The 26,267-nt window shown below is 43.9% G+C and carries 21 protein-coding genes and 1 pseudogene; 10 read left to right on the forward strand and 12 right to left on the reverse strand.

The features are described 5' to 3' along the window. Positions 1–6 precede the first annotated feature (6 nt). The 5 genes from dnaX to AC1IR0_RS06180 all read right to left on the reverse strand — a co-directional run bounded on the left by dnaX (position 7) and on the right by AC1IR0_RS06180 (position 6,508). Positions 7–2,124, reverse strand: coding sequence for a DNA polymerase III subunit gamma/tau (gene dnaX / locus AC1IR0_RS06160; RefSeq protein WP_005097263.1), 2,118 nt, complete (start codon positions 2,122–2,124; stop codon positions 7–9). A 133-nt stretch (positions 2,125–2,257) separates the two neighbouring features. Next, positions 2,258–2,701, reverse strand: a complete 444-nt coding sequence (locus AC1IR0_RS06165; RefSeq protein ID WP_034608473.1) for a copper resistance protein NlpE N-terminal domain-containing protein — start codon at positions 2,699–2,701, stop codon at positions 2,258–2,260. Positions 2,702–2,779: 78 nt separating this feature from the next. Beyond that, the gene (locus tag AC1IR0_RS06170) at positions 2,780–4,045 is read right to left on the reverse strand and encodes a serine hydrolase domain-containing protein (RefSeq protein WP_479741230.1); all 1,266 of its coding nucleotides are present in this window, start codon (positions 4,043–4,045) and stop codon (positions 2,780–2,782) included. Between the two features lie 59 nt (positions 4,046–4,104). Further along, positions 4,105–4,959 (reverse strand): MaoC family dehydratase, encoded by an 855-nt coding sequence (locus AC1IR0_RS06175; protein ID WP_409665592.1) that lies wholly within the window; start codon positions 4,957–4,959, stop codon positions 4,105–4,107. 157 nt (positions 4,960–5,116) lie between these two features. Beyond that, positions 5,117–6,508, reverse strand: coding sequence for a 3-oxoacyl-ACP reductase (locus AC1IR0_RS06180; protein WP_409665594.1), 1,392 nt, complete (start codon positions 6,506–6,508; stop codon positions 5,117–5,119). A gap of 240 nt (positions 6,509–6,748) precedes the next feature. Here AC1IR0_RS06180 and AC1IR0_RS06185 point away from each other — a divergent pair, with 240 nt between their 5' ends. Next, positions 6,749–8,266: an acetyl-CoA C-acetyltransferase gene (locus AC1IR0_RS06185; RefSeq protein WP_409665596.1), complete on the forward strand. Its 1,518-nt coding sequence runs from the start codon at positions 6,749–6,751 to the stop codon at positions 8,264–8,266. 54 nt (positions 8,267–8,320) lie between these two features. On the opposite strand, the pseudogene AC1IR0_RS06190 reads toward AC1IR0_RS06185, so the two are convergent. Both AC1IR0_RS06190 and AC1IR0_RS06195 read right to left on the reverse strand, forming a co-directional pair. Next, positions 8,321–10,503, reverse strand: a pseudogene (locus tag AC1IR0_RS06190) (LVIVD repeat-containing protein). A gap of 164 nt (positions 10,504–10,667) precedes the next feature. After that, a complete protein-coding gene (locus AC1IR0_RS06195) occupies positions 10,668–11,117 on the reverse strand; it encodes an AceI family chlorhexidine efflux PACE transporter (protein ID WP_409665598.1) in 450 nt (149 codons plus the stop codon). A gap of 98 nt (positions 11,118–11,215) precedes the next feature. Here AC1IR0_RS06195 and aceR point away from each other — a divergent pair, with 98 nt between their 5' ends. From aceR to AC1IR0_RS06215, 4 genes are all read left to right on the forward strand, one after another. Beyond that, positions 11,216–12,106: an HTH-type transcriptional regulator AceR gene (aceR, locus tag AC1IR0_RS06200; RefSeq protein WP_409665600.1), complete on the forward strand. Its 891-nt coding sequence runs from the start codon at positions 11,216–11,218 to the stop codon at positions 12,104–12,106. 89 nt (positions 12,107–12,195) lie between these two features. Beyond that, positions 12,196–13,173 (forward strand): transaldolase, encoded by a 978-nt coding sequence (gene tal, locus AC1IR0_RS06205; RefSeq protein WP_409665602.1) that lies wholly within the window; start codon positions 12,196–12,198, stop codon positions 13,171–13,173. Between the two features lie 75 nt (positions 13,174–13,248). Beyond that, a complete protein-coding gene (leuE, locus tag AC1IR0_RS06210) occupies positions 13,249–13,908 on the forward strand; it encodes a leucine efflux protein LeuE (RefSeq protein WP_004278829.1) in 660 nt (219 codons plus the stop codon). Positions 13,909–14,017: 109 nt separating this feature from the next. Continuing rightward, positions 14,018–15,193, forward strand: a complete 1,176-nt coding sequence (locus AC1IR0_RS06215) for a benzoate/H(+) symporter BenE family transporter (protein ID WP_409665623.1) — start codon at positions 14,018–14,020, stop codon at positions 15,191–15,193. A 39-nt stretch (positions 15,194–15,232) separates the two neighbouring features. Here AC1IR0_RS06215 and AC1IR0_RS06220 read toward each other — a convergent pair whose 3' ends face one another. Both AC1IR0_RS06220 and AC1IR0_RS06225 read right to left on the reverse strand, forming a co-directional pair. Further along, positions 15,233–15,577, reverse strand: a complete 345-nt coding sequence (locus AC1IR0_RS06220) for an SMR family transporter (protein WP_005252206.1) — start codon at positions 15,575–15,577, stop codon at positions 15,233–15,235. Positions 15,578–15,667: 90 nt separating this feature from the next. Beyond that, positions 15,668–16,654, reverse strand: a complete 987-nt coding sequence (locus AC1IR0_RS06225; protein WP_409665604.1) for an alpha/beta hydrolase — start codon at positions 16,652–16,654, stop codon at positions 15,668–15,670. 266 nt (positions 16,655–16,920) lie between these two features. Here AC1IR0_RS06225 and AC1IR0_RS06230 point away from each other — a divergent pair, with 266 nt between their 5' ends. Further along, positions 16,921–17,364, forward strand: a complete 444-nt coding sequence (locus tag AC1IR0_RS06230; protein WP_004278834.1) for a universal stress protein — start codon at positions 16,921–16,923, stop codon at positions 17,362–17,364. A gap of 134 nt (positions 17,365–17,498) precedes the next feature. Continuing rightward, positions 17,499–17,945: a universal stress protein gene (locus AC1IR0_RS06235; RefSeq protein ID WP_004278835.1), complete on the forward strand. Its 447-nt coding sequence runs from the start codon at positions 17,499–17,501 to the stop codon at positions 17,943–17,945. A 33-nt stretch (positions 17,946–17,978) separates the two neighbouring features. On the opposite strand, the gene AC1IR0_RS06240 is transcribed toward AC1IR0_RS06235, so the two are convergent. Both AC1IR0_RS06240 and pepN read right to left on the reverse strand, forming a co-directional pair. Further along, positions 17,979–18,188, reverse strand: coding sequence for a hypothetical protein (locus AC1IR0_RS06240; protein ID WP_004278836.1), 210 nt, complete (start codon positions 18,186–18,188; stop codon positions 17,979–17,981). 215 nt (positions 18,189–18,403) lie between these two features. Further along, a complete protein-coding gene (gene pepN / locus AC1IR0_RS06245; protein WP_409665606.1) occupies positions 18,404–21,010 on the reverse strand; it encodes an aminopeptidase N in 2,607 nt (868 codons plus the stop codon). A gap of 361 nt (positions 21,011–21,371) precedes the next feature. Here pepN and AC1IR0_RS06250 point away from each other — a divergent pair, with 361 nt between their 5' ends. The 3 genes from AC1IR0_RS06250 to thiM all read left to right on the forward strand — a co-directional run bounded on the left by AC1IR0_RS06250 (position 21,372) and on the right by thiM (position 23,831). Further along, positions 21,372–21,629: a hypothetical protein gene (locus AC1IR0_RS06250; protein ID WP_004278839.1), complete on the forward strand. Its 258-nt coding sequence runs from the start codon at positions 21,372–21,374 to the stop codon at positions 21,627–21,629. Positions 21,630–21,790: 161 nt separating this feature from the next. After that, the gene (locus AC1IR0_RS06255) at positions 21,791–22,951 is read left to right on the forward strand and encodes a hypothetical protein (RefSeq protein WP_409665608.1); all 1,161 of its coding nucleotides are present in this window, start codon (positions 21,791–21,793) and stop codon (positions 22,949–22,951) included. 31 nt (positions 22,952–22,982) lie between these two features. After that, positions 22,983–23,831, forward strand: coding sequence for a hydroxyethylthiazole kinase (thiM, locus tag AC1IR0_RS06260; protein WP_479741232.1), 849 nt, complete (start codon positions 22,983–22,985; stop codon positions 23,829–23,831). A 570-nt stretch (positions 23,832–24,401) separates the two neighbouring features. On the opposite strand, the gene AC1IR0_RS06265 is transcribed toward thiM, so the two are convergent. Then, on the reverse strand, positions 24,402–25,925 hold the full coding sequence (locus AC1IR0_RS06265; protein ID WP_005247303.1) for a TerC family protein: 1,524 nt from the start codon (positions 25,923–25,925) through the stop codon (positions 24,402–24,404). Positions 25,926–26,267: the final 342 nt, after the last annotated feature.

Here is a 26,267-nt window from a genome sequence, read left to right on the forward strand (position 1 = left end):
TCCAGTCTATTTCAGCTGAATATTTTGCAATTCACCATCGAACTGCTGCAACAGGTCACGTACCGCAGGTTCAGCCTGTAACAGCTCTTCAGCGCGTTTAAAGGCACGAGCCTTCCGCTGATGCTGCATGGTATAGGGTGTTAGCTGGTCCACACTTTCAAATTTCACCTGGAAATGAGTTTGCGGCCACTGCTGTTGTAAAGCAGCTTCCAGAGTATGTTGCAGTTGTGTCAAAAGTTGCTGGTATTGCTCAGGGATATGAAAAACGGATTGGCCATTAATCTGTCCGCTCATGACACCATACTGTGCCAGTTCCTGCACTGCTGGAGAAAGCTGGCTGTTACGGAACCAGTATTCCCATTTTTCGACGCTCCACTCACCCTCTAACATTTGCTCAGGGATTTTTAAAATATCCTGTGGCATCAGATTCTGCGTATTTAAATCTTGGGAAATGTCATCCGGTAGCGCAGTCTGAATCGGAGCGACTTCTTCAATCACAGGCTGAGCAATCGTTTCCTGTGAAAGTTCCAATTCCGGTGAGGCAAGACTAAATTCCTCATCAGCAGATATTTCTTGTGCTGCTTCGACATGAGTAACAGCATCTACAGGAATAAACTCTTCAAGCAGGAAATCATCCGAGCTGCTGCTTGTCGCCGGTGCTTCTACGCTACTCTCGATTTCATCAAAACCAAACAGGCCTTTGTCGTCATTTGGATCAAAAACGATCTGATCACTAGACTGTACTTCCTCAATCGCTGTCTGAATTACTCCCTGTTGAACAGGCTCAGGTGCATGATCATTAGTGGACTTTTCTTCATGGAGAAAATCATCTGAAGATGGTTCAGGCATTGATGGCGTATAAGCTTCCTCATCCGTCTCATCGTCCAGAGAGAAATCATCGAAGGTCGGTTCCGCTTCAAATGTTTTTGCTGTGACTGTTTCAGACTGCAATTGTGTCTGAATGGGCTGTTGTAGACGTGTAGGAGAAGCTGCTATTGGTTGAGTTGCGGCTTCATGAACGACTGGAACCTCGCTTGGCTGTAAGGGACGGAATGCCAATAAGCGTAGCACCGTCATCTCAAAACCTTGTTCCTGAGTCACCGCCAACTGTAAATCAGCGCGTCCTTTACATGCGACTTGATAATACAGTTGCAAATCCTGCGCCGAAATCAAACCGGATAATTGCATAATCTTTTGATTGATTTCAGCACTATATTTCAGACTTAAATCTGGCAGATATTGTAATAAAGCCAGTTCATGCAAAGTCGAAATTAACTGATCTAAAACCAGTGACACATCCAAAGCCTGCTGACGGAATTGCAGCAACAACTGACTGACCTGTGCTTTCTGGTTCTGGTGAATCGCCAGAATCAGATCATAAATAATGGTCCGGTCAATCAAGCCCAGCATGTCTTTGACATCCTGATGCTGAATCGCACCCTGACCATAGGCAATCGCCTGATCGGTCAGAGACAAGGCATCACGCAAAGAACCTTGAGCAGATTCGGCAATTTGCCAGATGGCATCCTGATCCGACTGAATACTTTCTTGGCCTAAAATCTGGGCCAGATGCTCGGTAATTTCATCAACAGCCAATGGGCGCAAAGTAAACTGCAAACAGCGTGAAATTACGGTAATTGGCAGCTTTTGTGGGTCGGTCGTAGCAAACAGGAACTTGACGTGCGCAGGTGGCTCTTCCAGAGTCTTTAATAAAGCATTGAAAGAATGCGTGGACAGCATGTGCACTTCATCAATCAGATAGACTTTAAAACGACCTTGGGTCGGTGCATAAGGCACATTGTCGAGCAGCTCGCGAGTATCCTCAACCTTGGTGCGTGAGGCTGCATCGATTTCGATCAAATCGATAAAGCGTCCTTCGTTGACGGCGCTACAAGTCGCACAGACTTCACACGGTGTCGAGGTGATACCGGTCTCACAGTTCAAGCACTTCGCCAAAATACGTGCAATCGTGGTTTTTCCGACACCACGCGTTCCTGTAAACAAATAGGCATGGTGCAAACGGCCACGTTCGAGCGCGCTGGTTAAAGCACGTGAAACATGGTTTTGCCCCACCAATTCATTAAAATTACGAGGACGGTATTTTCGCGCAAGTACTTGATACATGTATGCTCCTTTTTACAGGTCTAAGCATACTGTTTTTTTAGTAAATAGTGAAATGAATGCCGGTTTATAAACAATAAAAATCCCTTGATCAAAATCATTGAAAAAGGGATATAAAACATATATTTTCTTAAAATCAGACCGATTCAAACAGGATAAAGTCACTTTGCATCTGGTAGCGTTTGCCTGTTTGATCTTCACGAATTTCCAGAACCTGCTTTTTCAGATCCACATAAACCAGATTGCGGGTATCGACATTCAGCAGTTCAATCTTTTGTTGCGTATCATCCTGAAAACGAATCGGCCCAGTAATGGTTTCAATCGGGTTATGCCCACTCAAGCTTTCACGTGATAACGTAAAAGTCCGATCATCATGCAAGCTCAAAGCAACAGCCATACCCGGACAATCGTCACAACTGGAAAAACATCCCATACAGGGTGTGGTGCCCTGATAATTCCCGACCCAGGCAGGAATCTGAGCTTTAGCCTCAATAGCAGTATTTGCCGTCGATTGGTTTTGATCCTGGCAGCCAAACAAGGCACTGCTTGCGACCAGAGGAATCATCAGCACTTTTTTCATCACTTCATACCACAGACTGGGAGTCACGCCAAAATAACATATTTTAAGGACTTTACTAAACTCCCCAATCAGGGATATTTAGCGCCAACCTTTACGTCCAGTCAGTACCGCATCCGCACAGCGCAAGGTTTCCTGCGTCAGGCCCCAAAGACGGTAATCTCCGGTTAATGAACCTGTCGGGAAATTATGCGTATAGGCAAAACTTAAATTCCGTTCAGGGTCACACCAGGCACCAGAGCCATTAAAGCCCATATGACCAAAACCTTTAGAGGCTTTTCCTAAAGTGAGAACACGGTGGTAACCCAAGCGCCAGTGCATCGGTAAAGGCATGACCCGATCTCTTGTTTTGTATTGCACCTGACTAAGTCGCTGGAATACCTCCTGCGAGATCAGTTGCTGTCCTTGCCATTCACCACGACTGGCCAGCATGGCATAGATTTTTGCCAGACTCTCTGCGGTAAATACTCCATTGGCAGACGGAATAATCGCTTGTAGACCGTGTTCACTAAAGAAACTAAATTTCTTCATGCCTTTGGGAATCATGGCATCCTGAAAATCCTGTGGACTCTGACCACTCCATACCAAGGCTCGTTCCATCAGGCTTGGTTGCCTTGACAAAGTTTTTTTCTCAGTCTGTGTTTGAGACTTGGTTATTTTAGGCTTTAAAATAGGTAAGGCCACCCGAGCTAACTCATGCGTCGGTACGCTAAAATAAGCACCATTTAACTGTAGTGGCTGTACCAGATATTCCTGCATCAGTGCACCCAGTTTTTTACCAGTCGCTTTTTCTAATGCCCCACCCACCTGCCAGCCAAAGGTCAGCGGTTGATAAGCTGCATCGGTTGCAACTCGAAAACGTGGTTCCGCTGCCGCAATCCGGTCTAGCATATGCGACCAGTCGGCCATTTCAGTGGCATCATCAATGATATTACGGATATCAAACAATCCGCTTTGATGACTCAGCATATGCGCCAGAGTAATATTTTCTTTACCCTTTTGTGCAAATTCAGGCCAGTATCCTGCAACCGGTCGATCATAATCCAGATAACCTTGACTCACCAGAATGTGCGCTAATGTCGCTAGCACACCTTTGCCTGTGGAATAGCACAGCGACATGGTATCGGGTTGCCAGTTTTCGGTTAAAGACTTTTTACCGGTATAAATATCGACGACCTTTTGTCCCTCAAAATATACTACCAGCGCCGCACCACCCTGTTCGGTACGTGCATCTTGCAAACGGCTAAACTGACGGGCAAGGTCACTGAAATGCTCATCGACATTGCCCTGATAATTGTACTGATCAGCAAACAGATAATCTTTAATTGGCTGCATCATTCTATCCATAGAATATTGATCCCTTAAAATGAAAAAGCCTAAATCGGGTTTAGGCTTTTGATTCAGATTTAAATCGCTTTAATATGACCGGTGACATGCGGTTTTTGATTCTTACTGTTTCGAATCAGGAAATCTGTATCATTCGCTGCCTGCGCGGTCAGGAACTCAACTTTAGATGGCAAGTACATCGGCAACTTGAACCAGACATCCGCTTCATAAGCATCTGGCAATGACAGATTCGCCAGTGCTTTGGCCTTGCTCCACATGCCATGTGCGATTGCCTGTTTAAAGCCAAAGGCTTTCGCTGTGACTGCATGAATATGGATCAGGTTAAAATCACCTGAGGTCATGGCATAACGGCGACCAGTATTTTCCGAGATGTTCCATTCATTATTGAGTTTGTATTCGGGCGCTTGGCTTTCTGCAGGTTTTGCAGCAGCTTTAGCATTGGTCTTTTGACGTGACAGATAAGTCGTCAATGCTTCAACTACGACCTCGCCTCCCACTTTGACTGTAGTAATGAAATCAAACTGCACGCCTTTATCGTGCGGCTGCAATTCGCCAAATTTACATGACAGCGTCAAAGTCTCATTCACACCGACTTTACGGTATTGCTTGACCTGATTACGGATATGTACCAGACCCAAAATCGGAAATGGAAATGCTTCTGAAGTCATCATGTGCATTTGCAGACTTTGTGAAAGTACCGTCAGATAGATTGCTGGAATATAACCATTATTTTTAAAACCACAAACTTCGTTATAGGCTTTCAGATGTTTCTGATCGACCTTGAATGAATCCACCACATATTCAACTTGCGGTAGAACTTTTTCAGCTTTCGGCTTTTTAAAAATCAAGCCTTGAATCACTTTTGGATAGGCTAAATAAGGTTTTGGAAGTTGACTAAAATGGCGCGTATTCATACTGAACCTTTAAAATATTCTTTTCATTTATATATGAGTGGAGTTCTCTCTCCCTTTGGGAGAGAGTTAGAGAGAGGGCTAAAAAAAGGCCCCTAATCTCCCTCTCCTAAATCCTCTCCCTGAGCTTTAATTAAACTGCAAGAAAGGACTTGATGCTTTAAGCCCCTAACAGACTTTGACCACATACACGTACCACGTTGCCATTTAAACCTGTTGATGCAGTAGAGGCAAACATTGCAATTGTTTCTGCAACATCGACAGGTAGACCGCCCTGACTCATCGAATTCATACGACGGCCCGCTTCACGGATCGCAAATGGAATCGCAGCCGTCATCTGAGTTTCGATAAAGCCTGGTGCAACGGCATTAATGGTTATACCATTTTTTAATGTCGGTGCTGTGAATTTTACTACACCAATCACACCGGCTTTAGAGGCTGCATAGTTGGTTTGACCCAGGTTACCTGCAATCCCGGAAATTGAGGACACACAGATAATACGGCCATTGGCATTTAGACCATCGTGGGAGATTAAATAATCATTCACGCGTTCTATTGCAGACAGGTTGATATTAATCACCAGATCCCACAGCTCAGGCTTCATATTGGCCAAGGTCTTGTCACGGGTAATTCCGGCATTGTGCACAATGATATCTAAGCCGCCATGCTCAGCTGCCGCTGCCTTGATCTTTTCACCTGCATCTGTAGCTGTAATATCAATAGCCAAGGTAGAACCGCCGATCTCACCGGCTACGCGGTCAAGGTCTGCCTGCTGTTGTGGAACATCCAGACAGATGACATGTGCGCCATCACGTGCTAGTACATGGGCAATCGCTTCGCCAATACCACGGCTTGCGCCTGTCACAACCGCAGTTTTACCCGCTAATGGCTTGGTCCAGTCTACATCTACTTTTTCAGCTGGTGAAACACGGATCACCTGACCAGACACATAGGCAGAACGCGGCGAAACTGTAAAACGTAATGCAGATTCAAGATTTGCTTCAGCGCCTGCATCTACATAGATCAGGTTCGCTGCAATTCCCTTTTTAAACTCTTTACCAACAGATTTTACAAAACCTTCCAGTGCACGTTGAGCGATTGACTGACTGACTGATTTAGCAGTTTCAGGCGTAGTCCCTACAATCACGACACGGCCAGAACTTTGGATTTGACGCGCAATCGGGTTAAAGAAATCATAAAGTGATTTTAACTGTTCTGAATTTTCGATCCCTGAAGCATCAAAAATAACGACCTTGAATTTTGATTCTTTATCGCCCGGGTTAAATGCACCCAGATTCAGCCCAGATGCTGCAGCCGCCTGTTGCAACTCAGCATTATTACCTGCATAGCTGTTGGCATGAATATTTGCCAGAACCTGAGCAATAGCACCCGTCAATGGACTTGCTGGTGCTGCGCCCAATAATACTGCGCCTTTTACCACCGGCGTAGCAGACTCAAAACGGTCTAAAGAAGTTGGGGATGGCAAACCCAAATTTTTAATGACAAATTTACCAATAGGAGATTTTGCAAAAGTTTGGTACTGATCAGTCATGTTTATTATCTCTCATACAAATTAATTTTTGGTTGATCTAAAGTTATCCTTAAACTTCAGTATGATGCCAGACACTTATATTTCAATAGATCTACCAGTTTCCGCCCAATCATACTTGAGATAACAGGCAGATGACTTGACCTAAGCGCAGTCTGTAATGTCATTGTAGTCAATACAGCTTATCTTCTTCTATGCTAATGTAACCGCCAAGAAGACGATCTATTTGCCTGGTAAAGCCTTATGAGCAAAACAACTCAAGAAAATCCAGCAGTCGAGAACTCTGCGACAGAAACTGTGTCAAAACCATCAACGCGTAGCAAGCGTAGCACTAAAAATCCTGATACAGCCAATGCCACAGAAAAAAGTCCGGCTAAAACCACACGTACACGCAGTACATCTGCACGTACCAAAAAAACGACTTCAAGCCAACAAGATTCAACATCTATAACACAGACTTCTGTTCAACAGGAACCAAACATGAGCCAAAATACAGTTCGCCGCGTTGCGATTATCGGTGGTAACCGCATTCCATTTGCACGTTCTAACGGTGCTTACTTTACGGCATCCAATACTGATATGTTCACAGCAGCCCTGAATGGTCTGGTTGAACGTTTTAACCTTCAAGGTCAACGCTTAGGTGAAGTGGTTGCAGGTGCTGTACTGAAACACAGCCGCGATTTCAACATGACCCGTGAATGCGTATTGAACACAGCCCTTGCACCTGAAACGCCTGCTTATGACATTCAGCAGGCATGTGGTACTGGTTTGCAAGCGGCATTTCTGGTTGCCAACAAGATTGCTTTAGGCCAAATCGAAGTGGGCATCGCAGGTGGGGTAGATACAACTTCCGATGCGCCGATTGCTTTTGGCGATGGTTTACGTAAAGCACTGCTTGAGCTAAACATTGCGAAAACTGCAAAAGACCGTCTAAAAGCATTGACCAAGATCAATGTGAAAGACCTGATGGATGCACCAAAAAATGGTGAACCGCGTACAGGTCTGTCTATGGGTGATCATCAGGCAATTACCACACTGGAATGGGGTATTTCCCGTGAAGCGCAAGATGAGCTAGCTGCATCTTCACACCAGAAAATGGCTGCAGCATACGAAGAAGGTTTCTTTGATGACCTGATCACGCCATTCCTGGGTCTTAAGCGTGATAACAACCTGCGCCCAGACTCTTCAGTTGAGAAGCTGGCAAAACTTAAACCTGCTTTTGGTAAAGGTGATGCACGTACCATGACAGCAGGTAACTCTACGCCACTGACAGATGGTGCTTCTTGTGTACTGCTCGCTTCTGAAGAATGGGCGAAGGCAAACGGTCATGAAGTGCTGGCTTACCTGACTTTCCAGGAAACTGCTGCAGTTGACTTTGTCGAGAAAAAAGAAGGCCTGTTGATGGCGCCTGCTTATGCAGTACCACGTATGCTAGAGCGTGCCGGTCTGAAACTGCAAGACTTCGACTATTATGAAATTCATGAAGCTTTTGCATCTCAAGTATTGTCTACGCTGAAAGCTTGGGAAGATCCGAAATTCTGTAAAGAGCGTTTAGGTTTAGACGCTCCACTGGGTGCAATTGACCGTGCCAAACTGAACGTGAAAGGTTCATCACTTGCTGCCGGTCACCCGTTTGCAGCAACTGGCGGTCGTATCATTGCGACAGCAGCAAAACTGATTAACCAGAAAGGTTCAGGTCGCGTACTGGTATCGATCTGTGCAGCCGGTGGTCAAGGTGTAACGGCGATTATTGAAAAATAATCTGTTGACCGATCCAATTAAAAAGCCCCTCAAATGAGGGGCTTTTTTTATGTTTTAGGGATTTGGCATCGGGTTATTTTTAAAATATTCATCCACTTTGTTCCACGGTGCAGTCGATGCCACACCTTTCACCATATTCTGGTTCACACCCTGACAAAGCGCGCTGTCGGGTGTTAGGTGGAAAGCATTCACATTTGGGTCCATATAAGGAATTGAGCCTGGACGGCGCTGGAAATAGAAGTTTAACCAATCGACCATAGCTTCAAAGCCATAATTCGACATGGCCCAGACACTATTATGCCCGCCCCAATGATGACCAAATTCATGTGCAATAATTCGATAACCAGATAATCTGTAATGGCCATAGAATAACCAAGTATCTACTCCTAATACTGCTCCACCACCTAAACCACCACCCATATTGGTAATGCCAAGATTAATTTCATTGCGGTTAAGAATTTCCCGATAGATCCGGACATAATCTTCTGGCTGAAAGAAACCATTCGGCCCTTCTACCTGACCATCATTGCCAAAAAAATCGTGTCCATGACCGCTTTATGGTTAAACCATAAGGTTTCAAATTCTAGAGTACTGAGCATATAGGCCAGATTGGTCATCATCATGACCCATTCCCGGGCATAGACCGGCGTAATACGACACCATTTGTTCGGTTCATCATAGGTACCAAAATAAATTTTCCATTTGGCTTTAATCTGATTCAGCTTTTTGACGTGCTCATCGGTCTCAGAGCTAATTTTCAGATCAAAAACATTGCTTGGGTTTTGCGTGGTCTGACTCAGACCTGCGAGCTGGATCGAGCCTGTGCCATCGAGCAACGGGAAACGGGATTGATCGGTCAACTTGAGATCAAAGCTGGCATTCGAAAATGGCGTCAACTGATCCAGCTTCGCCAGAATCACCCAGTCTTCTGAGTTTTTAATCTTGGCACGAATCTGCAAATCACGTACAGGGACAGCACTGTAGCTTTTCAAATGCAGGCGATTGCCATTTAGGGTTGCCGATAAAATCTTGTCCATATAGACATAACGCTGGCTGCTATTGGTCAAGGTTTCCCATGATTCACCATCCTGCAAGACACGGTTTCTTTCGCGCGCTTTAGATTCGGTTAAAATCATAGCTTGGTTTAGCTGTGTGGATTTATTCTGTTGCAAGGTCAGCATTGGCAGAATATGAATTTTCTGATTGGCCATGTGTAATAGATTCTGACCATAAATATAAAGATCGCTGGCCTTGGCTAGTCGGCTGCTCTGGGTTTGCCCTTTTACAATATAATCTCGGAAGGTATCCACACTTTTATTGGGTAAGATAGAGTCTAAGTTAAAGGATTTTTCCTTGTAACTTTCTACAGTGCCATCATTTCGTGACACATAGACCAAGCCATCGTTATGACGATGCATGACTGCCGACAAATTGGTTTCTGTTAAAATGGGCGTAATATTATTTCCATTTTCCTGAATCTGATTGATATCGTGGACATAAGTCATACCATCCGGCAGGCTGGTATACACATAGTCGCCCATGACCTCCATACTTGCATTACAGTTGCGTGCACAGCCCGGCAAGCTGAGCCGTGCAAATTTGCGGGCCTTTAAATGGTTTTGCGCTGTCACATCACTTTGACGCCAGACATTGATCCGGCCTTCAATATCAGGTACATACACATAACGGTCGTCAGCAGTCACTGCATTGCTATGTACCAGCGCATAATTAAGCGCATCGCCCCACCATACACCTATGCCGAGTGCCATAATGAAGCTCGGCTGCTCACCACTAATATCTAGAATATCAATTCGGTTCGAGCCATAATTGGCCACATACAAACGCCCTGCATGAATTTCCAGATCATTCAGGCTGTCCCATTTTTTGGCCAGACCCGAAATTTTCATAGGATCAATCGCACTGAGTGCACGTTTTTGTTTTAAGTCATAACGTAGAATATTCGATTCGGCCTGACTATTGGCAATATAAAGCACATCGCCATTTACCACCATGGCGGTGGGATTCCAGGTTTTCAGACCGAAATTCCCTGCTGTTAATTCCGAACCTACATCCAGAACCTTAAATTCCGCAATTTTGCTCAGTTGCTCACCCGAACCTGGTGAAATTACGGGATCCGGAAGCGTCTGCTGTGGCATACTGCTCTCACCTCCTCCACCCCCACAACCAGACATCAGCAACACGATGGACACTGACAAGATCGCGCGTCTAAATAGCATTGAATTCCCCAATAAATTTAAAAATTAAAATAAAAAATCAAAGTCTTATAGCTTAATTTTCAGTAGGGTTCGAGCATAAAAAATGAGGACCTGATCAAGTCCTCATCGCTGAATATTTCACCTTTGGCATTCTCCCTAAAGGAGCCTGAACTGTGTGGTATTTTTTATGGCTTATTTGATGATGAGATTTTCCGATAATCCGGCTCTTGCCCCAGTCTGGCTTCTAGATGATCATAAATCCACTGGAAGATAAAGGTATACACCAGAATACAGAGGGTTAAAGCCAAATCCAGCAGAAAGGCCTGAGCCAGACTCATGTGTAAGGCATAAGCCACCATCGGAATGGTCGCTAGCATCAAACCGCCTTCAAAGCCAATTGCATGGGCAATCCGCACTTTAATAGTCCTTTTCAGGCGATGTTTCGCTTCAAACCTTTCAAAATAATGATTAAACAGCATATTCCAGAGTACTGAAGTCACAGCCATAGCAATCCCGAGAACGCCTGTTACCTCAAGGGGCATATGCATTAATGTACTTAGCAGAACAGCGATCACGACCAGTAGAATACCTTCATATAAGGTGGCATGAATCAGTCTTCTTTTGGTAATTAACATATCAAATCAGCTTAATTCATCAGAGAGTTTAGAAATTATATTTCTTTAAATCTGATTATTCGAGTTATAATCTATCAATAAAAATGAAATGTTAAGCTATGAATGTTAATCAGGAGCAACTGCTGATGTTCAAAACCGTGATGGAAACCGGTTCTTTCTCTGCGGCTGCGCGTCAACTGGGTAAAGTACCTTCAGCAGTCAGTATGGCGATTGCCAATCTGGAAATTGACCTGAATCTCGAGCTGTTTCAGCGCTCGGGCCGTGAACCTAAACCGACCCCGCAGGCACAGGTACTGTATGAGAAAACCCAGCAATTACTGGTAGAAATGAACCAGTGGAAACAGCACGCTCAAGCCTTAAGTTCAGGCCAAGAATCTGAACTGAATATCGTAGTGGTATCAGAATTGCTGCATACGCGCTGGACCGATTATATCGTGTTGCTGGAACAGGAATTTCCCTCACTGCAAATCAATGTCTTTAGTGCACCTCAGGAAGATGCACATCGTATGCTGTTTGAAGGTTCAGCACAGCTGGCCCTGATGTTTGAACGCGAACAACTGGAAACACGGGAACAGTTTGTGGAATTGAAACGTGAGGTACTGGTGGCTGTAGTCGCCAAACAGCATCCCCTAAGTCAGTTCGATCAAGTCAGTTATGAACAGATTTTGCAAAACAGGCAGATTGTGGTGGCCAGTCGGGATCGCACCATCAAGCCGGAACTACTCTTTTCACGAAATTACTGGCGCACCGACAACCACCACTCGGCTTGCAGCATGATTCAGCAAGGACTGGGCTGGGGGGTTCTGCCACTCGAAATGCTGAATGAGCAGCCACATTTGCAAGATCAGTTACAGGTTCTCAACCTGCTCGATTTCACCCCAAAGTTTGAATATTTTGTTGATCTGGTCTGGAGCAGAGAAACCCGATTAGGCACAGCTGCTCATTTTTTGATTAATCACTTGCGCAAACAACGTAAAACCGGGCATTAATCACAGAAATTCAACGACAGTCTACTTGGTAAACCGGCCATTTATGATATATAAGAAAGCATAAGCAATAACCATAGAACTAGATCGTAATGACATTAACTGCATTAAACCAATTAAAAAACTTGACGGCCATTGTGGCAGACAGCAGTGATTTGAGTGCCATTGAAAAATTTCGTCCGCTTGATGCAACCACCAATCCATCGCTGATTACTGCAGCAGCGAAACAACCTGAAAATCAGGCCTTGATTGAAGCTGCTTTTCAGCAAGCCCAGCAAGAAGGCTATACAGATGACGCCCTGATTGAACGTACGATTGATATTTTGACGGTCAAATTCGGTGTAGAAATCTTAAAACTCATTGAAGGCCGTGTTTCAACAGAAGTCGATGCTTCCCTGTCTTTTAATACTGAAGCCACGATTGCCAAAGCCAAAGAGTTGCTGGCACTTTATGCGCAATATGGAATTGATTCAGACCGCATCCTGATCAAGATCGCGTCTACCTGGGAAGGCATTCAAGCAGCAAAAGCACTGGAAGAACAAGGCATTCATACCAATCTGACTTTATTATTTGGTCAACATCAGGCCCATGCCTGTGCTGATGCCAAAGTAACATTAATCTCGCCTTTTGTCGGCCGTATTCTGGACTGGTACAAAAAAGCTGAAGGCGTTGAGTCTTACCCGATTGAAAAAGATCCGGGTGTACTTTCGGTTAAGCGTATTTATGAATTTTATAAAGCGCATGGTATTCAGACTGAAATCATGGGTGCCAGCTTCCGCAGTATTGATCAGGTTCTAGGCTTGAGCGGCTGTGACCTGCTCACGGTAGCACCAAACCTGCTGGCCGAACTGGAAAATGATCAGCGTGAAGTGCAGGCCCAACTCTCAGCCAAAGATATTAAAGTTCAAGGTGAACTCAGCCCAATCAGCCCTGCCGATTTTGAAGCACAACTGAAACAGGATCCGATGGCCAGTGAATTATTGCAAGGCGGCATTGACGGTTTCATTAAAGCCCGTGAGCAACTGGCTGCTTTATTACGTGAAACTTTCCTGAGTACCACTGAGATTTAAAGAAAATTTAGCAAATTTCTCCAAGCCGATGTTGCTATAATGCCGCATCGGCTTTTTTGTTCATGCGAGTTTTTCGTGTTTGGTATCACAGATCTAACGACCTTTATCATTGGAACCACGTTGATTGTGCTACTGCCCGGGCCGAATTCCCTGTATGTCATGTCGATTGCTTCGCGCTTTGGGATTAAGACAGGATATATGGGTGCCTTGGGGGTTTATACGGGCGATCTGATCCTGATTATATGTACAGCATTGGGAGCAGCTTCTTTACTGCATGCCTTTCCGGTACTGTTTATTGCACTGAAAGTTATTGGAGCGATCTATCTCAGTTACTTGGGTATCAAGCTAATCATTGCGGCCTACCAGACTTTCTTTCCGGAAAAGTCATCACAACGCGTCCAGATTAAAAAGACGACTCCAGATACGGTAGAATCTGTTCAGCCCTTTCGTACAGCGCTCACAATCAGTATTTTAAATCCCAAAGCGATTCTGTTTTATCTGTCTTTTTTTGTGCAGTTTGTCGATCCTGCCTATCCTTATCCAGCCCTGACATTCACGCTTCTGGCTGTAATCTTGCAATTGATCAGTATGACCTATCTGTCGATCCTGATTTTTTCTGGTGTAAAACTGGCCTCCTATTTCAATCAGAACTATAAAGTGACTGCCAGCTGTGTCGCGGCGGTTGGGATCCTGTTTTGCGGTTTTGGCCTTAAACTGGCGACTTCAACTTTCTAGCAATGACCGGCTTCAAGCCAGCAGACCTTTGGATAAAATTGTTAAAAACATTGTGTTGATACGTGAAAAGCGTATGATTTAAACGCATTTAAAAATAGTGTCATGGATGATGCCAAAACTTTTACAAGATCTCTCCTTTCCCGCCATCATGGCCGGTTTTATTACCTGCATGATTGGTATTAGTGTTTCCGCCGTACTGGTCATTGAAGCCGCTCAAAGCCTAGGTGCTAATCAGGCACAAATTAGCTCCTGGTTATGGGCACTGGGTATAGGTATTGGAGTTTCTGGATTTTTGCTTTCCTGGAAATATCGTTATCCGATTTCAACCGCCTGGTCGACTGCCGGTCTGGCACTGGTCATTGCTTCTGCCGGTCACTATAGTCTGGGTGAAGCAATTGGCGCTTTTCTGATTTCTGGCATCCTGATTGCCTGTCTGGGATTTTTTGGAATTTTCGAGCGAATTTTCCAGTTTATTCCACAAAGTTTGACCAGTGCCATGCTGGCAGGTGTTTTATTAAAATTTGGCATCTCGGTCTTTGGCAGTCTGCAACAGTCCTGGGAATTCGTGCTTTGTGTACTGGCGATTTATCTGGTTTCCAAAAAACTGAGTACGCGCTATAGCATCGTGATTACCGTGTTAATGGCTATTGCCCTCTGTCCGTTCTTTATTAATTTTACTATTCCGCAGCTGAACTGGAGTATTGCCCAGCCGGTATGGATTACACCTGAATTTAGCCTGCAAGCTGTTTTAGGATTAGCCTTACCGTTAATGGTGATTAATCTGGCATCGCAATACCTGCCTGGCTTGGCCGTCATCAAAAGTTATGGTTATCCCCCGAAAGTAAATTCTATTCTAGGCTGGACGGGTATTACCCAGGCGATGCTGGCACCATTTGGCTGTTTTAGTGTCAATCTTGCCGCAATCAGTGCGGCGGTCAGCTTGGATGTCCAAGCGCATCCTGATCCGGCCAAACGTTATATTGCCGGTATGAGCTGCGGCCTGTTTTATATCCTGATGGGTTTTTTTGCTGCGACCTTGACCAGTGTACTAATGGCTTTTCCGGGGATTCTGATTACAGTATTGGCAGGCATTGCCCTGTTTGGCACCATTGGCCACAATATCGCGCTGGCTTTTCAGGACAGTCATGACCGTGAAGCAGCACTGATGACATTCCTGTTTAGCGCCTCTAATATCCAGTTTTTTGGTATTGGCTCCGCTTTTTGGGGACTGCTACTTGGTCTGATAGTTTATTTAATGTTTAAGCTTAAACCGCAAGTGGCATAAGCTTATTGTAGAAATGAGGCAGCTACCTTGTCTGCCTTTTTAATGCCCTGCAGTCTGGGAAAACAGGTTAATCACCACCACACCGGAAATGATCAGTGCAATCCCGATAAAAGCGGGCAAATCTAGCGCCTGCTTAAAGATCACATAGCCTGCGATTGCCGTAAGAACGATGCCTACTCCCGCCCAGATTGCATATGCAATGCCTAAGGGGATTACTTTAATCACCTGAGACAGCAAATAAAACGCAATACAGAATAAAACGACTACTGCCAGAGATGGCCATAATCGGGTAAAGCCTTCAGACTTCACCAGAAATGTTGATCCAGTCACTTCGGCAATAATAGCCAATGCCAACAATAAATATGCCCATGACACAGGATTCATTTTTTAAACTCCAAACTATTTTTCAATGATTGCTGTCGGGACGATCTGACACGATCAATCTTGAGAGATTCATTTTGCACAGTTTTCTCTTCACGGGGAAAGCTGATGTAAAAAATCCAGGGTTTTGACAAAAGTTTGCTGACTTTCCTTTTTGCCCATAAAAAACTGATATTCATGAATGAGCCAGGCCTTAGACTCTGGATAAAATATTTCAGTCACAGGAATCTGCTGTTCCTTCAAAGCTTTTACAAATGGTAGCGACTGAGTATCGGTCAGGAAGTCCTTATTCCCGCCACTGATGAACACGGGCGGATAAGACGGCGTAATATACTGAATCGGAGAAATCTGCTTTAAAAACTCGGCATCATATTTACGATCGCCGGTATAAGCCTGAATCAGGTTAAAGACACCCCATTCAATAATTTTCATTTCTTCAGGCGCTGTGCTGGCAAATGCTTCCAAGTCATAAATTCCACAATGCAAGATTAAACCTTTAAGCTGCGCGGGTTGCAGATGAGGCTGAATACCGGATTGGTTGGCAAATACAGGGTTGGTCAAAAGAGCGGCGTAATGGCTGGCCATATTCGCCCCGGCAGAATCTCCGGCCAGATATAAGTTCTGGGCATCAATATAGTAGTTTTCCGCATAGTTATCGAGAAATGTAAGTGCCTGATTGATCTGATGTAACTGGCTTGGATAGGCCGCTTGTGGCGCAAACTGATATTGCACAGATACTACATTATAGCCCTGTGCCGCCAGTAGCTTGAAATAACCGCGCGCATGTTCTTTAGAACCTGAAATCCAGCCGCCGCCATGAATCCAGACAATAGTCGGTCGCAGGCCAATACTGGCAATATTCTGCGGCTGATACAGATCCAGAGATAATTTCTGCTGCGGCGCATAGGTAATATTTTGCTGGACGATAACCGCACCAGGCGCATAATGATCCATCACTTTTTGCTGCAAGCCTGTGGTCAGGTTAAAAGCACCGGCAATGACTTTAGTGTTCTGTGCGGTCTGACAGCCGGAAAGAATAACTGAACTTATGAGCAAAAGATGAATGGCAAAAAACCTCAAAACTGTCCCCTATACATGATCTAAAAACAGGCTACGGCAGTTTAAACTATCCTGCTGCAAACAACGACTATTCATCCTCTTATTTTTGATCACTAAAACTGCAATTCCGAGTTTTTTACTCTGTTTTTTTCATCACTTTTACATGAAAAATATTTGTAATTTAATGAGTTTTTTCAATTTTACCGCTTTTTTGCAATTGCACCCGCCACAGCACTGTGCTATCAATAAACCAAGCCTAAAAATCAGACAACCTGCGGAGAAAAGCCATGGCCTATCAACATATTTTAGTCCCAGTGGACGGTTCAGAAATTTCCTTTTCTGCAGTACGACATGCTGCCAAAATTGCCAAGGCATTTGGTAGTCAGCTTTCCCTGATCAGCCTGATCGCAGAAGATCCTTTTACCGAGGCTGATTTCTATTACAGCTCCTCTATCATGAAGGAATATTTTATCGAGGCACATGCCAATGCCAAAAAGGCCTTGAAAGAAGCCACTGCCATCGCAGCCGGTGAAGGTATTGAAGCGCAATCCCGCATTGTCACAGGTTTAGTCAATGCAGAACATATTGCTGAAACCGCGGGTGAGGTGAAAGCCGACCTGATCGTCATGGGTTCTCATGGCCGTAAAGGCTTCCAGAAAATGATTCTGGGCAGCTTTGCACAGGATGTATTGGGTGCGAGTGAAATTCCCGTACTAATCGTTAAAAAATAATCCTGATGCTGCGCATCTTCAAGATGCGCAGTACTTGCTACTTTACATTTGAAAGTCTAACAAAACATGCTGTGGAGATTTACTCGCTCAAACCACACTCCCCTTTACTGCAATAATAAATATGAGGAAGCACCATGAATAACTATGATCATCTTCTCGTAGCACTCGATGAGTCCTCGATTTCCTATGCTGCCGCAGATCACGCCCTGGAACTGGCCAAAGTATTTCATAGCCATGTCACTTTACTCAGTGTGATTGCGGTAGATCCCTTTAAGGGCGTAGATTTTTACAAAGTTGCTCCTGCAGTCACAGACTATTTTATGCATGCAGAACAAAATGCGCTGGATCGTTTAAATGAACTGAAACTGAACTTTGTTCGTGATGGCATCCAGGTGACGACAAAAATCCTGCATGGCATGGCACCGTCAGAAGGCATTATGCAGGCTGCAAATGAATCCCCGACCGATATGATCATTATGGGTTCACATGGTCGTAAGGGTCTGCAAAAACTCATGCTGGGCAGTGTCGCTCAAAATGTTCTGGCACTTTCCTCTATTCCAGTACTCATCGTCAGACAATAAGATGCTTGATCAAAGCCTGTATGATGCAGGCTTTTAGCGAAGTTTTTGATTTAACTCACTTAAGAATATTTCAGCATCAAGCTGGCTTTGAAATACTTTTTTGTATTCTCCGACCTGCTGAATGGAATGCGGCGTATATTGAATGGAGATTTCAAGTAAGCCATTTTCAGGATTCTTGCTGACATGTACGGCAATAATATGCTGGCTATTTAAATAAAAACCATCTTCAATTTTCACTAACATATCTTGGACAACCTCTAGTAAGCGAATCTGTAGATCCCTTTACCTAGCTTACAGCTTAATAAACAAATACTCTTTTCCGTATAATCATACTGTAACACCCTTTAGTACTTACCTAAGCCTTTAGAGAAATTCAACTGTATTTAAAGCCAGCGTTTGAAATAAACAGGAAATAAAAAACCGGATCAGGTCGATCCGGTTTTTTATGAATATTGATGTTATACGCTGAGCATACTATTGAGTGTCTCAGACACATTTTTAGATTTAACCAGTGGCTTTAAGGTTTCAAGCTGTGCTTTCACTTCACTGCGTTGCGGTTCTGCCAAGGTATACCAGCGTGACAATACCTGTAGCAAACGTGAGCCTACAATCGGATTTTTCTCGTCCAGATATTTTGCCAGTCCAATAAAATGCTGCACGCCAAAGCTCCAGGTATTGACCGGATTAGCATTCAGCCCCCCGCTCACTGCACGGATACGGTTAGGCACAGCCAAATCATAATCCGGATGCTGGGTCAGATACGCAATCGTTGCATCCGTTGCTTTTGGATGTGCTGCCTGAACCATAAACCATTGGTCTAAAGACAAGGCTTCATCTTCAAAGCGGCTATAGAAATCTGCCAAAGCTTCTTCTGCTTGTGGTGCATCATTCCAGACCAAGACTTTCAGCGCACCCAAACGTTCAGACATATTGCCTGTGTGATATTGCTCATGGGCTAAATCAAAGGCAAATGCATCTCCCTGACGAGCAATCATCGTCAGCATGATGTTTCTTAAGGCGCGCACGCCCATTGCTTGCGAGAATTCAGATTGCAGATCAGGATCCAGATTGAGATAAGTTTCTTTCGCTGTTTCCCCAAATGCGCGTGCCAAGGTATGCAGCAAAGCCTCACGTTTTTCCTGAATCATGACTGGATTATAATCCTGATCAATACGGCTACCTAAATAACCTTCCGACGGAATATCAAACAGACGTGATGCCAACAGCGGATCTTTCTCAATCACATCCGGCAAGGTATTGAGCATAGCCTCGATATAAATTTCTGCAGGCTGGTCATCCAGCAAGATACGCTCGAGTAAGGTCTGAGTTGCTTGCCACTGGTTAAAACCATTCGTTTCATATTGCAACAGGAAAGCCAGCTCTTTTTCTGAATAGTCAAAGTCCAGATTCACTGGTGCAGAGAAATTACGCAGCAAGGACACCACTGGTTTTGCTGTCACACCGCTAAATTCGATCGTTGCCTCATCCTGATCAAACAGATACACGCCATCTTTCACGCCATTTTCAAAGAGTGCCTCAGAGTTCAACGTTAGCTGCTCACCTGTTTCAGCATCAAACAATGCCAAAGCGACTGGAATGGGTACTGCTTTCAGATTTGGATATTTAGCATGGGTTTTCAGGCTTTGCTTAAAGCTGAGGCGATAGATTTGGGTCTCTACATCATATTCAGCTTTTGCTTGAAGTTTAGGCGTACCTGGCTGGTTGTACCAGGTCAGGAAGTTTGAAAGATCCACACCTGAACCTGCTGTAAGCGCGGCCACCCAATCCTCAACTGTTACCGCCTGACCATCATGACGGCGGAAATATTCATCGGTTCCCTGACGGAATTTTTCCTTGCCAAGCAAGGTCGCCATCATGCGGTTAATTTCCGCACCTTTTTCATAAACAGTGGCAGTATAGAAGTTGTTAATTTCTACAAAATGATCCGGACGCGGTGGATGCGACAGCGGCCCTGAATCTTCCGGGAACTGATGCGCTTTGAGAACTGCTACATCATCAATACGTTGTACCGCAGCCGACTGTAAATCTTCCGAGAAAGACTGGTCACGGAATACAGTCAAGCCTTCTTTCAAACATAACTGGAACCAGTCACGACAGGTAATCCGGTTACCAGTCCAGTTATGGAAATATTCATGTGCAATGACTGACTGCACTCGCATGATTGCGGCATCAGTAGTGTACTCTTCATCGGCCAGCACGCATGAAGTATTGAAGATATTCAGACCTTTATTTTCCATGGCACCCATGTTGAATGCACTGGTCGCCACGATCATGTAGTTATCCAGATCATAAGGCAGACCATAATGCTCCTCATCCCAGCGCATGGAATGTTTGAGCGCTTCCATGGCGATTTTGCATTTTGGAATATCTTTTTCTTCTGCATAGATTTCCAGAGCTACATTGCGGCCTTCCGATGTGACATAAGAATCTTTCATCACTGCCAAATCACCAATGACACAGGCGAATAAATAGCTCGGTTTCTTGGTCGGATCCTGCCAGATGGCATAATGACGATTGGCATCGACTTCACCTGTTTCCAGCAGGTTACCATTTGCAAGCAAAACCGGATATTTCTTATCTGCTTCGACACGCGTCGTAAAGACCGACAACACATCTGGACGGTCTGGATAGAAAGTAATTTTACGGAACCCTTCTGGTTCATTTTGGGTCACAAACAGATCTGAACTGGCCTGATATAAACCTTCCAGCATCGTATTACTTTCAGGGTGGATTTTAACCACAATTTCAAGCAACACTTGATCAGGTGCATTGGCAATGACCAGCTGTTCAGCATCCAAGTGGTAGTCACTGGCATTCAGGGTTTGACCATTTAACTTAATCGATTGCAGCTCTAGATCGCGGCCAAGCAGAACCAGATCGCCAGCAGTTTGGCGCTGCATCTCCAGCTTGCTGCTGACCAGACTGTGGTCACTATAGACTTGAATATTCAGGTCGATGGAATCAACAATAAAGGAAGGTTTTTGATAGTCTTTTAAATAAATGGTTTGATCCGCTTCGATCACCGGGTTTGCCGCAATATTCATGTCCTGTCCTAATCTTTTATCGTGTTCGACATTATTCATGTCAAAATCATACGCCAAGTTTTAAACGCTGTCTGTGCATTTGTATTGTTAGATCTAATATGGGCATTTCATGCACCACTTTCAATGCATTCTGCCTAATTGAGCAGCACTCGACTCTACATAAGAAATATCTGTGCCATAAAAATAGTCAGGATCATAATTTCTGACATTTTCATAAATAACTGATTTAAAAATATATAATTTTATTTGCTGAGTACCGAATAAATTCTGATTAATAAATGAGCACACTTCTTGCTACAGTTAAACTGTGTTTTTCCACACTTCCAATGAAAGAATAATGATAACGATGATGAGGTGAGCCATGTATTTAAAACAGCATGTTGTACGGATCGAAAATATCAAAACTTTGCAGACCCTGGATCAGGCCAATATTGACCATAAAGTGATTGCCCTGTTGATGAGCTGTGAAGGCATTCCGCTTCAGGCCCATGAAGTGACTGCCATTCTCAACACCTACGATGCACTCGGTGCCAAAAAAGTGCCCTCTAAAAAGGTTCAGGCCTTAATTCATGCCAAACACCGCGGCGAGGAGGACGACACATTACCCTGCCCGGTTTAAAAAACGTCATTTCATGTTTTTAAAATCAGAGCTACTTCGGTAGCTCTTCTCTTGTTTGGGTGACTAATTTTGATTTAGAAAAATTGCACCAGTCCACTACGTTTGCATCTCATCAGCCGTGTATAATCAAATGCCCTTCCATTCTAGAGTTGCTCGCGACCATGGTATTCAGTGTTCTGCAAAAACAGCTTGATGAAAGTACTCACTGCCCATTGTGTAAGGCATCGATGTATTGGATTGAGGCAGAACAATATGATCAGGAGCTGAGCTATCATGAATGCAGCCATTGCCAGCATCAGCTTTACTCCGATCAAAAGCACAATTGTTATTGCGAACAATGTCTGGCGCAGCGTAAACGCATGCTCAAGGAAGTCCGTTTACAGGAAAACCGTCAATATCATAAAAAGCAGGATCGGCCGGTTCTTGAGCTGAATCAGCTCAGTTTTATCAATAAACTGTTTTTACTTGCGATTCTGGATGAACAGGTGCAGGAATATAGCCAACACCGTGAATATATTGACTGGCATCAAATTCGATATTATTCCATCAGTCCCAACTATCTGTTCCAACATGGTCTGGTAAAAAGCCTGATCCGGGATCAGGTTCTGATTCCCAAAGATCTCCAGCAGGAAAATCAGCATTATTATATTAATGTGCGACTGGATGGTTATTCTGAACCGACCCTGTTCAGTATCACCCAGCAGCTGCGCAACTGGTTTTATCAAAACCTGAGCCAAGGTGTGCCCTTTAAAAGTGCAGATGAAGTCAAAGATGCACTCTATTGCCTGCTATATGAAGAAATCATTCAGTTTGCCCAATTCTATTGCCGTAGCTGGAATGTGCAAATTGCCGGAAATCAGAGCTTTCAGACCTTTTGCTATCGTCTTTTGGATGTACTGGCTGTAGGCCAGATTTATTATCTGGTACAAACGGGACTTGAATATCTGTACAAACAAAAAGCCCTCAAGCCTCGCAATGAAAACTTTATTAATACCAATCTGCTGAAAAAAACCTTGCAGCAGTACCGCGAACGTTCAGTTACAGAAAAATGGGAAACCTCTACCCTGCCGCGTCCACCGCAACTGGCATTCAGCAAGATGAGCGAAATCCTGTTTTATCGGTTTTTGGGCTATGATGAAAATATCTTCTTTCAGCCAGTATGGCGTTCGTGGCACAAGATCGAACCCCGCCTGAAATTTTATTCCCAGAAACGTTGTATGCACTGCGGCTCACAGGAACTGTCGGTGGATTATGATGCCAGTGACTATGTCAGCCTGTTCTGTCGTAGCTGCAAGCATCAAGACCATTATTTTACCAGCTGACCGAATACAACGCATCTTTTTCTTATTCTAAATGACCATTATGACGACTTCTACGCAAGCACTACAGCAAACGCTTCTGGACCAGATCTGTGAAGCCTGGTTGAAACTACAGCAACAGCAGCCTTTGGTGCATATCATGACCAATACCGTGGCCAGTAACTATGTCGCCAATATTGTACTGGCTGCACATGCATCTCCGGCTATGATCGACAATCCGTTTGAAGCTGAAAGTTTTGCCAAGATTGCAGCAGCAATCAGTCTGAATCTGGGTACACCGACGACAGAGCAGGTTCAGGCGATGCAGATTGCTGCGAAAACTGCCCATCAATTGCAAAAACCGTGGGTGCTTGATCCGGTCGGTTATGGAACAGTTCTGCACTGGCGCTCAGGCATCGTAGATCAGTTGATGCATTCCCAACCTACGATTTTAAGAGGTAATGCCTCTGAAATTGGTGCTTTGGCCGGCAAGCAAATCGAATCCAAAGGTGTGGACAGCACGGTAGATAGTGCTGATGTGTATTTAAAGGCGCAAACTTTGCTGGATTATTGTGAATGTATCGCGATCTCCGGTGAATCCGATTATATTATTTCTAGAGACTATCCTGTGATACAGGTGTCAGGCGGTTCTGCTTTACAGCCCCGAATCACGGCGATGGGATGTGCGCTCGGTGCACTAATTGCTGCCTATAGTGCAGTAACCTCTCCAGCCCTTGCTGCATTGACTGCGCATGTACATTTTGCCATTGCTGGGCAATTGGCATTTGAACGCGCACAACAGTTAGGCAGTTTTAATGTCGCCTTTCTGGATGAAATCCATCAGCTCAATACTGAAACAATCCGACAATACGCCAACTTTAAAATTCTGCCAGAATTCATTTAGTTTACGGATCACTTCATGGATGTTTATTCTCTTGAATAGATAAACGCCCCTCTTTAGATTGATCCTGCTCATTTGCTCTATTGACCTCATTAGAAATGTTTTGTCTAGCTCTTTCGGAGATCATTTTTGAGTAGTTTTATTCTGAACTGAGTAGGCTTCATGCAACTTATCTAGTGATTTCCACACAAACGGTTTCCATTTTACTTAAGATCTGTTTGCATCATGCAAATCTAGTTCATGTGAATTGTAGTTCAATTTTTTGTCAGTATTTAAATATGACTTTTAAGTTTTGATTAACAGGTTACATGAATCAATATTTGATGCTTGATCATGCTTATTTTCGATTGCTGACTTGACTTTTTCGGCTTCAAAATCTCACTGCAATATCCGGATATTCAGCTCAATCGGGAACATGACTAATAGTATGAATAAACTGATAAAAATCAGTTTAAACGAAGGCTCATATTATTTTAATGAGCCACATTCAACAGACATGCATTAAAAAAGCCAGCTGCCACTAAAGCAACTGACTTTTAGAATTTGAACAAATAACGTGTTTAAAACACCTGTTTAACCTACGTAATGAATGCTGACCGACTTGATACGATTGCTTTCAATTTCAGTGACTTTGAACTGCACACCTTGATAATTTAACTCGGTGCCCACTTCAACCGTACTGTTGGTTTTATCCAGAATCAAACCCGCCACACTGATATAACCGGCATCTTCATCAATCAGATCAATCATGCCAAGCTCAAGCTCAAGCTGATAAAGATCTAACATGCCCGATGCAATCCAGTGCGTATCATCGATTTTAACTAGATCTAGCTGTTCGTCTGCATCCGGGAATTCACCAGCAATTGCTTCAAATACATCTAGCGGTGAAATCAGACCCTGTACATTACCAAACTCGTCACTCACCAAGACCAAAGAACCTTTAGAAGTACGCAAGGTATTAATCGCGTCAATAACTTTCATCTTTTCAAAGATATAAATTGGGCGATGACGTTTAATCAGTGCTTTTAATTCTTCCGGCTCTTCCAGTACATCCAATAATTCTTTGGCACGTACTACGCTAATGACCTTATCTAGGCTACCGCGACATACCGGGAACAGACTGTGTGGAACAGACAGAATTTTTTCACGGATCTGTTCTGGGCTATCTTCCAGATCAACCCATGAAATCTGACCGCGCGGCGTCATGATCGAAGCGACTGAACGCTCTGCAAGGGTAAGCACCCCACCAATCATATAGCGTTCTTCATCTGCAAAGGTTTCTTGTGCCTGATTATTTTGACTGTCGGTCGTCTCTAGCTTGCCACCCATTAACTTCAGGATCGAGTCAGCCGTACGATGACGCAAAGGAATCTTGGATTCATGTTTAGCAGCATTACGCTGACCGAACTGGTTGAATGCTTCGATTATGATCGCAACACCAATACCTGAATAGATATAGCCTTTTGGAATATGGAAACCAAAACCTTCTGCAATCAGGCTGATACCAATCAAAAGTAGGAAGCTTAAACACAGAATCACCACGGTTGGATGGCGATTCACAAAGTTGGTCAATGGTTTCGATGCCAGTAGCATCACGCCCATTGCGACAATCATGGCAGCCATCATGACATAAATATTGTCGACCATACCAATGGCGGTAATCACTGAATCTAAAGAGAAAACAGCATCTAAAACAACAATCTGTGCAACAACAGCAGTGAAACTTGCATATACCACATTGGTAGACACTGTGACTTCAGGTTTACCTTCAATCTTTTCATGCAGCTCAGTAACGGCCTTATACACCAGGAACAAGCCACCAAATAACAAGATCAGGTCCCGACCGGAGAAGGTCCAGTCAAACACAGTAATCAATGGTTGTGTCAAAGTGACCAACCAGGCAATGGCAAATAACAGGCCTAGACGCATGAATAATGCGAGAGACAAACCAATAACACGTGCTTTATCGCGTTGTTCAGGAGGAAGTTTTTCAGCCAGAATGGCAATGAAGACTAGGTTATCAATACCTAAAACGATTTCAAGAATAATAAGAGTAATTAAACCTACCCAGATTCCGGGATCTAATAAAAATTCCATTAGAGAATGACCCCGTTCGAGTAAGCTAGAAATAGAGATGGAAGATCAACGCACGGCGAGGGATCCATTAAAATTTAACCTATGCAACTTAAGACTATTCCATTATGCATAAACTGAGTATTTTGTAATGTATTAATTTACAAAAAAATTACATGATCATGATTTTATTGAGACTTTTATGACCAACTGATTGATGCTGAAACTGATTAATTTTAATTTTTTCTACATCATGTATTCGAATTGAATTAAAAATAAACAGAATTTAGTTTGATTAGGCTATTATTTTTAAGGTCACTTAAAGATTAGAGCATAAACTATTTTTTTATTGAAAGAACAATCACT

It is taken from the genome of Acinetobacter sp. 129952, from assembly GCF_056642055.1.